Origin of the sequence: Streptomyces capoamus, assembly GCF_014654935.1 — a bacterium.
In the GTDB taxonomy this organism is placed as follows: Bacteria; Actinomycetota; Actinomycetes; order Streptomycetales; family Streptomycetaceae; genus Streptomyces; species Streptomyces capoamus.
Genome location: NZ_BNBF01000027.1, coordinates 35,561 through 44,008 on the forward strand (window position 1 = coordinate 35,561; position 8,448 = coordinate 44,008).

The window sequence follows — 8,448 nt, forward strand, 5'->3', positions numbered from 1 at the left end:
AGGTTCGCCTTCGCCTCCGGCTCCAGCTCACGCAGCACGATCGGGGAACGGGAGGCGATGGCGGTCGCCAGCACCGTGCCCCACAGCTGCTGCGCCGGCAGCTCCGAGTTGCCGATGACCGAGCCCAGGTTGAGCTTCAGGTCCTTGGCGTAGTCCGGGAGACGGGACTTGAGGGAGTCGAGCGACACGGTCACTCACCAGCCAGCAGTGCGACCGGGTCCAGGGTCTCGTCGCCCTTGCTCCAGTTGCACGGGCACAGCTCGTCGGTCTGCAGGGCGTCCAGGACCCGCAGGACCTCCTTGGGGTTACGGCCCACGGAACCGGCGGTGACCATCGTGAACTGGATCTCGCGGTTCGGGTCGACGACGAAGACGGCGCGCTGGGCGAAGCCGTCCTCACCCTCGATGCCGAGCTCGCGCATCAGCTCGTGCTTGGAGTCCGCCATCATCGGGAACGGCAGGTCGGTCAGGTCCGGGTGGTCCTTGCGCCAGGCGTGGTGGACGAACTCGGAGTCACCGGAGAAGCCGAGGATCTGGGCGTCGCGGTCGGCGAACTCGTCGTTCAGCTTCCCGAACGCGGCGATCTCGGTGGGGCACACGAACGTGAAGTCCTTGGGCCAGGCGAAGACCACGAGCCACTTGCCCTCGTAGGACTTGTGGTGGATCTGCTCGAACTCCTTGCCCTTCTCCAGCGAGACGCAGGCGGTCAGTTCGAACTCGGGGAACTTGTCACCGACAGTGAGCACGCGCTCTCCTTGCAGCGAAGAAACTTCCCTTTTGGGGTGTTTCCCATGGGTTGGACGTTGTCGATGTTGGCACAGCGGTCATTGATTAGGGAAATAGCTACACTCGGTCGTGTTGATCGGAGGTAGTTATCAGTGACCATGAGTAACGGCAAGCGGAGGCAGCCGAGCCTCGCACAGCTGCGGGCGTTCGCCGCCGTGGCCGAGCACCTGCACTTCCGGGACGCGGCGGCGGCCATCGGGATGAGCCAGCCCGCCCTGTCCGGTGCCGTCTCCGCACTGGAGGAGACCCTCGGCGTGACCCTCCTCGAGCGTACGACGCGCAAGGTGCTGCTCTCGCCCGCGGGGGAGCGCCTGGCCGTGCGGGCCAAGGCCGTGCTGGACGCGGTCGGCGCGCTCCTGGAGGAGGCCGAGGCGGTCCGGGCGCCGTTCACGGGCGTCCTGCGCCTCGGGGTGATCCCCACCGTGGCGCCGTACCTGCTGCCGGCCGTGCTGCGGCTGGTCCACGAGCGCTATCCGCACCTCGACCTCCAGGTGCACGAGGAGCAGACCGCCAACCTGATCGACGGCCTGAACTCCGGCCGGCTCGACCTGCTGCTGCTCGCGGTGCCGCTCGGCGTCCCCGGGATCGTCGAACTCCCGCTGTTCGACGAGGACTTCGTGCTCGTCACGCCGCTGGACCACTGGCTCGGCGGCCGGGAGGGCATCCCGCGCGAGGCGCTGAAGGAGCTGAACCTGCTGCTCCTGGACGAGGGGCACTGCCTGCGCGACCAGGCCCTGGACATCTGCCGGGAGGCCGGCCGCGAGGACGCGCCGGTCACCACCACGGCCGCCGGACTGTCCACGCTGGTCCAGCTGGTGGCGGGCGGCCTCGGCTGCACGCTGCTGCCGCGCACCGCGCTGAGACTCGAGACCGCCCGCAGCAGCCAGCTGCTCACCGGATACTTCGCCGACCCCGCCCCCACCCGCCGGGTCGCCTTCGCCATGCGCGCGGGCGCGGCGCGCTCCACGGAGTACGAGGAGCTGGCGGGGGCGCTGCGGGAGGCGCTGCGGACGCTGCCGGTACGGGTCCTCGACTGAGGGTCCGCCGGCCCCGCCGGGCCGGCGGCGGGCGCGAACCTACTCCGTCCGCAGCCCCTCCGGCCGCATCAGCCGGATCAGCGGCGGCAGGCTCAGCAGGGTGACCGCGAGGACCACCACCGCGCCGGCGCCGGCCATCGACAGCACGCTCGCCCAGTCGACGCTCACCGCCGTGTCCGTCATCTTCAGCAGGACCGCGCCGAGGGTCAGACCCACCGCCGAGGCCAGCAGCAGGCCCAGCGCGATCGGCACCGCCGTCTGCCACAGCACCGACAGGCCCAGGGTGCGGCGCCGGGTGCCGAAGGCGAGCAGGGACGACAGCAGCTTGCGCCGCTCCCGCAACTGCTCCAGCTGGGAGACCAGCAGGCTGGCCCCGATCAGCGCCAGCACGCAGACCGCGCCGATGAACAGCCCGGTGCGCAGGGAGGTGTACCGGTTGGACTGCTCGGTGGCCGAGAACGTCCAGGGGTAGGCGAGCGGGTCGATGCGGGCGGCGGCGGTGCGCGCGTGCTCCCGGGCGTCCGGCACCGACTCGTCCAGGCGCAGGAAGACCTGGCCGTACAGCGTGGCGGCGGTGCCGGCCGGCAGGGCGGACGGCGTGACGAGCAGCCCGCTGGGGTCGGTCAGCAGCGAGTCCTTGCGCACGGGGGCCGGGCGGATCGTGGCGGGCAGCTTCCAGGCGATCTCCCGGCCGCGCACCTCGGCCTCCGACGGGTCGATCCACACCCGCGTGCCCGGCCGCATCACGGTCCGGATCTGGGCCAGGTACCCCGCGTCGGTGCGCGGGTTCTCCGCGCTGAACACGTCACCGTCGCGGCAGGAGGGCAGGCGGGCGATCTCCCGGAGGGCACGGCAGTCACCGACGGTGATCGCGGCCATGTTCTCGGGGTCCTTCCGTGTGCCGCCGATCTGCCCGGAGGACAGGGTCACCGCGGTCCGCACGCCCTTGGTCCGGGCGAACTCCGCGCCGGCGGCGGCCAGTCGTCCGTGACCGGACAGGTTGACCGACATCTGGGCCCGCGCCGGGTCCTGGCCGGTCTCCTTGGTGTACTGGCTCTCGACGCCCGCGAACAGCATCTGCAGCGCGATCGCCCCGGCCACCGCCACCGCGATGCCGTTGACCAGGCGCGCGGCCGTACCGCTGCTCAACTGCAGCCGTCGTACCGCCAGTTGCCAGGACAGCGCGCCGCCGCCGAGCCGGCTGACGACCGCCTCCACGAGCCAGGGCAGCAGCGCGGTCACGCCGACGAGCAGCAGCAGCACACCGCCGACGACCAGGTACTGGTTGAACTCGCCGTGGTTGCGGCCGTTGCCGACCATCGGGTACAGCATCGCCAGGCCCGCCAGCGGCAGCAGCAGCCGCCACCACAGGCGCCGCCGGGGCTGCGTGGCGGTGCGCACGACGCCGAGCGGCTCGACCGCCACCCCGCGCATCGCCAGCAGCGTCACCAGCACCGCGGCCGCGGGCACGGTCACCGCGACCAGTACGACCAGTCCGGGGGTGGGGTCGAGGTAGCTCGGGAAGAAGCTCTCGCCGAGGACCTCCACCGAACCGGCCGCCTGCCGGCCGGTCAGGAAGAAGACGGTGCCGACGACCAGACCGAGCAGCGACCCGGCCAGAGCCTCGCCCGCCGCTATCCGCCGGGTCATCCTGCTGTCGGAGCCCACCAGCCGCAGCGCGGCCAGCCGGCGGTCGCGCCGCTCGCCGCCGAACCGTACGGCCGCGGCGATGAAGACGGCGACCGGCATCAGCAGCACCACGAACACGACCAGGGTCATCAGGATGAGCACCGGGTCGGTCTTCTGCGGCGTCGGGTGGGGGTCGCCGAACGCCTTCAGCCGGTCGACCCGGGTGCCGCCCGAGTGCGGCACCAGGCCCTCGGCGCCCGCGTAGTAGGCGAGTTCGCGGGGACCCATCAACCCGCTGTCACCGATGGTGCCGGTGATCCGGTAGGGGATGCGGGCGCGCAGCAGTTCCGCCCCGTCCGAGGAGAGCAGTGCCTTCAGCGCGGGTGAGACCACCATCTCGCCCTTGGCCGGGAGGCGGCCGACGCCCGGCGGCAGCGGGGCCTTCGGTCCCTCCGGCTCCAGCAGCCGGCCGCGTACCTCCTTGTCGTGCCATTCGGTGTCGGTCACCGCGAGGAGCAGCGTGTCGTCGGCCTTGGGGACGGTGTAGGAGAACGAGTAGTCCTGCCGGGCGTCGCTCACCCGGTCGCGGGCGGCCAGCATGTGCGGCAGCGCCGTCGTCAGCAGCAGCAGTGCCACGCCCAGGCCGACGCCGACCGCCGTCAGCAGCACCCGGACCCAGCCCTCGCGTCCGCCGGTGAAGGCGAACCGGACGCCCAGGCCCAGGTCCCTGTTCCACTGCCGCACGTTCATATGGCCCGCTCCATGTCCCGGGACCTGCCGTCGCGTACGACGATCTCCCGGTCGGAGTAGGCCGCCACCCGGGCCTCGTGCGTGACCAGCACGACGGCAGCGTTGGCGGAACGGGCCGCTTCGGTCAGCAGCTCCATCACGCGCTCGCCGTTGAGGGAGTCGAGCGCGCCGGTCGGCTCGTCGGCGAAGATCACCCGGGGCTCGGTGACCAGCGCCCGCGCGACCGCGACCCGCTGGCCCTGGCCGCCGGAGACCTCGCCGGGCCGCTTGGCCGCGAGGTCGTCCACCTCCAGTCGCTGCATCCAGGCCAGCGCGGCCCGCTCGGCCTCCTTGCGCGGGCGGCCGTTCAGCCGGAGCGGCAGCGCCACGTTCTCCACGCAGGTCAGTTCCGGGACCAGCTGGCCGAACTGGAAGACGAAGCCGAACTCGCTGCGGCGCAGCGCGCTGCGCTCGGTGTCGCTCATGCCGGCCAGTTCCCGGCCGTCGTAGACGATGGAGCCGGAGTCGGGCGGCACGATGCCGGCGAGGCAGTGCAGCAGGGTCGACTTCCCGGAGCCGGAGGGTCCCATCACGGCGACGACCTCGCCGGGGTGGATGGAGAAACCGGCGCCGTCGAGGGCGACCGTGGGGCCGTAGGACTTGCGCAGGTCCTCGGCGGCGAGCAGGGTGCCGGGCGGCGGGGTCATCGGGTCACCTCCGCGCGGAGCTTGTCGAGGCGCGCGGCCGTCAGTTCCAGCCAGCGCAGGTCCGCCTCCAGGTGGAACAGGGCGTGGTCGCAGACCAGCTGGTCGGCGAGGTCGCCCTTGCGCTTGCGGTCGGTGAGGATGCGCATGCTGCGCAGGTGCTCGGACCGCTGGACGTCGAGGATGTCGGCGGCGTCGCGGTGGGTGAGGAGGGCGAGGACGACCTTGGTGTACAGGGTCGACTGCAGGTACTCCTCGGGCTTCTCCGGGGTGGCGAGCCAGCGTTCGACGTCGGTGACGCCGGCGTCGGTGATGGCGTACCGCTTGCGCTCGGGGCCGCCGCCGGCCTCGATCCCGTCGACCTCCACGAGGCCGTGCTTCAGCAGGCGGGACATCGTGGAGTAGACCTGGCCGTAGTGCAGCGGCCGGTCGTGACCGAACTTCTCGTCGAAGGCCCGCTTGAGGTCGTAGCCGTGGCGCGGGCCGGACTCCAGGAGTCCCAGAAGGGTGTGACCGATGGACATGGCAGCACTCTACACACGGTGTATACGCAAGGTGTATACGCGCCGTGCGGGGATCGTGGCAGTCGGTGCGGCCCCGCAGGTGGGGGCCGATTGTCACGGTTCCGACACAGGCGGCCGGCCGCGCCGCGGCAGCGGGCCGGTGTCCTTCGGCAGCCGCCCCGCCTCCGCCAGCGCCTTGCGCAGCAGGAACTCGATCTGGGCGTTCGCCGACCGCAGCTCGTCGCCGGCCCACCGCGCCAGCGCCTCGTACACCGACGGGTCCAGCCGCAGCAGCACCTGCTTGCGCTGCTGCGGCCGGCGTCCCGGGGTGCCGGCGGGGTCCGTCACTGGTAGAGGGTCCCGGTGTTGAGGACCGGCTGCGGAGCCCGGTCGCCGCACAGCACCACCATCAGGTTCGACACCATCGCCGCCTTCCGTTCCTCGTCCAGGTCCACGATGTCCGCCTCCGCGATCCGGTCCAGTGCCGCCTCGACCATCCCCACGGCGCCGTCCACGATCTGCCGCCGGGCCGCGACGACCGCGCCCGCCTGCTGCCGCTGGAGCATCGCGGAGGCGATCTCGGGAGCGTACGCGAGGTGCGTGAAGCGCGACTCGATGATCTCGACTCCGGCCGCCTCCACCCGCACCTGCAGCTCGACGGCCAGCTTCTCGGTGATCTCCTCGGCGTTGCCGCGCAGCGACAGGCCGTCCTCGTCGTGGGCGTCGTACGGGTACTCGATCGCGATGTGCCGCACGGCCGTCTCGGTCTGGGTGGCGACGAACTCGGCGAAATCGTCCACCTCGAAGGTGGCCTGCGCGGTGTCGCGCACCTTCCACACCACGACCGCGGCCAGCTCGATGGGGTTGCCGTAGGCGTCGTTGACCTTCAGTACGGCCGTCTCGTGGTTGCGCACCCGGGTGGAGACGCGGGTCCGCGAGGTGAAGGGGTTCACCCAGCGCAGGCCGTCCTCCCGGATGGTGCCCCGGTAGCGCCCGAAGAGCTGGACGACCCGGGCCTCGCCCGGCGCGACCGTGTTCAGGCCGCGCATCGCGATGACGGACGCGAGCAGGACGACGACGCCGGCGCAGATCAGTCCGCCCTCGGCGGCGGGGGAGGGTGCCGCTCCGGAGGCCGCGAACAGGGCGATCGCGGCGCCGAGCCCGATGAGGCCGAGCAGCAGGGCGAGTCCGCCGCCGATGCTGTGGGCGCTGAACTCGCGCACGCGTGGACTGGGCATCTCGGGTATGTCGGACATGGGTGTTCCCCCCGGCTCTCGTAGCACCTAGCTCTTCTCTAGCTAAGTGATATCACATTACCGCGCGAAGCAACCCTGTGACCGGGAATGCCGTCGGTTCCGATGGGGCGGGTGCTGATTGTCACGTCCGTAAAAGAACGGATCGGACGCCCTTTGTCATATAGAGGGGTGTTAGTTTTCGGAGCTGACCCCGAGACGGAAGCGAGCGTAGGGACCCATGGGACGAGCGGAAGAGAGACGAGCGCGGCAGCGCGCCGGCCGCCGCGCGGCGCCCAGGCGCAGCCGCCCCATGGCCGCCGAGACGGGCGGCCCCGCGGCCGCCGCGCCCGGCAAGCCCGCCAAGAGCCGCATACGCCGGATCTTCGGCTGGAAGAAGATCCTCGGCACCTTCTTCGGGGTGTGCCTGCTGGGCATCCTGGGCTTCATCGGCCTGTACCTGTACGTGGACGTCCCCCAGGGCAACGCCGCCGCCCAGCAGCAGAGCAACGTCTACAAGTTCAGTGACGGAACGATTCTGGCCCGCAACGGCAAGGTCAACCGCGAGATCGTCGACCTGTCCAAGGTGCCTCGCAAGGTCCAGCTGACCTTCGTGGCGGCGGAGAACAAGAGCTTCTACCACGACTCCGGCGTCGACTTCCGCGGTACCGCCCGCGGCCTGATCAACACGGCGCTCGGCCGCGGCAAGCAGGGCGGCTCCACGATCACCCAGCAGTACGTCAAGAACTACTACCTGAACCAGGACCAGACCGTCACGCGCAAGCTGAAGGAACTGGTCATCTCGCTCAAGGTGGACCGCGAGAAGTCCAAGGACGACATCCTCGCCGGCTACATCAACACCAGCTACTACGGCCGCAACGCCTACGGCATCCAGGCCGCCGCCCAGGCCTACTTCGGTGTCGACGCCGAGGACCTCAAGGTCGAGCAGGGCGCCTACCTCGCCGCCCTGCTCCAGGCACCGAGCCAGTACGACTGGGCGGTCGCCACCGACACCGGCAAGAAGCTGGTCACCGAGCGCTGGAACTACGTCCTGAACAACATGGTCGAGGAAGGCTGGCTGCCCAAGGCGAAGCGCGACGCCATGCACTTCCCGAAGATCAAGGAGCCCAAGGGTGCCCCGGGCCTCGGCGGGCAGAAGGGCTACCTGGTCGAACTCGCCAACCAGCAGCTCGAACGGCAGCTCATGGCGCAGGAGGGCCTGACCGCCTCCCAGGCCGAGAACGCGGTCGTCGACAAGGGCTGGACCATCACCCTCGACATCGACCGCAAGAAGCAGTCCGCGCTGGAGCGGACCGTAAGGGCCCAGCTGACCAGCAAGCTGAACCGGAAGCAGCGCAAGGTCGACGGTGCCATCCAGGCCGGCGCCGTCTCCGTCGACCCCAGGACGGGCAGGATCGTCGCGCTCTACGGCGGCCAGGACTACTACAAGCACTGGACCAGCAACGCCACCCGTCGGGACTACCAGCCCGCCTCGACGTTCAAGCCGGTGATCCTCGCCGCCGCCCTGGAGCAGAACGCCACCACCCAGGACGGCAATCCGATCACCGCGAGCACCGTCTACGACGGCACCAGCCGCCGCCCGGTCCTGGACCACGGCTCCCGGGTCGGCTTCGCCCCGCCGAACGAGGACGACTTCAGCTACGACGACATCACCGTCCAGCAGGCCATGAACAAGTCCGTCAACTCCGTCTTCGCGCAGATGGGCGTGGACGTGGGCATGAGCAAGGTCATGAGCACGGCGGGCGAGCTGGGCATGGACACCAAGGGCATGCAGGCGGTGCCCGCCCAGACCCTCGGCTCGATGGGCG

8 protein-coding genes and 1 pseudogene are annotated in these 8,448 nt (G+C 70.7%); 2 read left to right on the plus strand and 7 right to left on the minus strand.

The features are described from left to right. Together IE312_RS42745 and IE312_RS31915 are read right to left on the minus strand one after the other, a co-directional pair. A pseudogene (locus tag IE312_RS42745) lies at positions 1–188 on the minus strand (alkyl hydroperoxide reductase); the annotation flags it as partial. Positions 189–190: 2 nt separating this feature from the next. Next, positions 191–745, minus strand: coding sequence for a peroxiredoxin (locus IE312_RS31915; RefSeq protein ID WP_061924628.1), 555 nt, complete (start codon positions 743–745; stop codon positions 191–193). 138 nt (positions 746–883) lie between these two features. Here IE312_RS31915 and IE312_RS31920 point away from each other — a divergent pair, with 138 nt between their 5' ends. Beyond that, positions 884–1,822: a LysR substrate-binding domain-containing protein gene (locus IE312_RS31920; RefSeq protein ID WP_189985781.1), complete on the plus strand. Its 939-nt coding sequence runs from the start codon at positions 884–886 to the stop codon at positions 1,820–1,822. Positions 1,823–1,861: 39 nt separating this feature from the next. Here the strand turns inward: IE312_RS31920 and IE312_RS31925 are convergent, their stop codons facing one another. From IE312_RS31925 to IE312_RS31945, 5 genes are all read right to left on the minus strand, one after another. Further along, positions 1,862–4,201, minus strand: coding sequence for an ABC transporter permease (locus tag IE312_RS31925; protein ID WP_189985738.1), 2,340 nt, complete (start codon positions 4,199–4,201; stop codon positions 1,862–1,864). Beyond that, entirely contained in the window at positions 4,198–4,887 is a 690-nt protein-coding gene (locus tag IE312_RS31930) for an ABC transporter ATP-binding protein (RefSeq protein WP_189985739.1), read from the minus strand. Before IE312_RS31930 ends, IE312_RS31925 begins: the two co-directional genes overlap by 4 nt. Beyond that, positions 4,884–5,408, minus strand: coding sequence for a PadR family transcriptional regulator (locus IE312_RS31935; RefSeq protein ID WP_189985740.1), 525 nt, complete (start codon positions 5,406–5,408; stop codon positions 4,884–4,886). The genes IE312_RS31930 and IE312_RS31935 overlap by 4 nt, the downstream gene beginning before the upstream one ends. A 93-nt stretch (positions 5,409–5,501) precedes the next feature. Beyond that, a complete protein-coding gene (locus tag IE312_RS31940; RefSeq protein ID WP_030346062.1) occupies positions 5,502–5,735 on the minus strand; it encodes a type II toxin-antitoxin system antitoxin in 234 nt (77 codons plus the stop codon). Beyond that, positions 5,732–6,643 (minus strand): SPFH domain-containing protein, encoded by a 912-nt coding sequence (locus tag IE312_RS31945; RefSeq protein ID WP_189985742.1) that lies wholly within the window; start codon positions 6,641–6,643, stop codon positions 5,732–5,734. The genes IE312_RS31940 and IE312_RS31945 overlap by 4 nt, the downstream gene beginning before the upstream one ends. A 217-nt stretch (positions 6,644–6,860) precedes the next feature. On the opposite strand from IE312_RS31945, the gene IE312_RS31950 reads away from it, so the two are divergent. After that, a partial coding sequence (locus IE312_RS31950; RefSeq protein ID WP_229900682.1) for a transglycosylase domain-containing protein occupies positions 6,861–8,448 on the plus strand: 1,588 nt, incomplete at its 3' end.

Coding starts and splice junctions, on each gene's coding strand:
- IE312_RS31920 (WP_189985781.1), top strand. CDS start 884: ATGAGTAACGGCAAGCGGAGGCAGCCGAGCCTCGCACAGCTGCGGGCG.
- IE312_RS31925 (WP_189985738.1), bottom strand. CDS start 4,201: ATGAACGTGCGGCAGTGGAACAGGGACCTGGGCCTGGGCGTCCGGTTC.
- IE312_RS31930 (WP_189985739.1), bottom strand. CDS start 4,887: ATGACCCCGCCGCCCGGCACCCTGCTCGCCGCCGAGGACCTGCGCAAG.
- IE312_RS31935 (WP_189985740.1), bottom strand. CDS start 5,408: ATGTCCATCGGTCACACCCTTCTGGGACTCCTGGAGTCCGGCCCGCGC.
- IE312_RS31945 (WP_189985742.1), bottom strand. CDS start 6,643: ATGTCCGACATACCCGAGATGCCCAGTCCACGCGTGCGCGAGTTCAGC.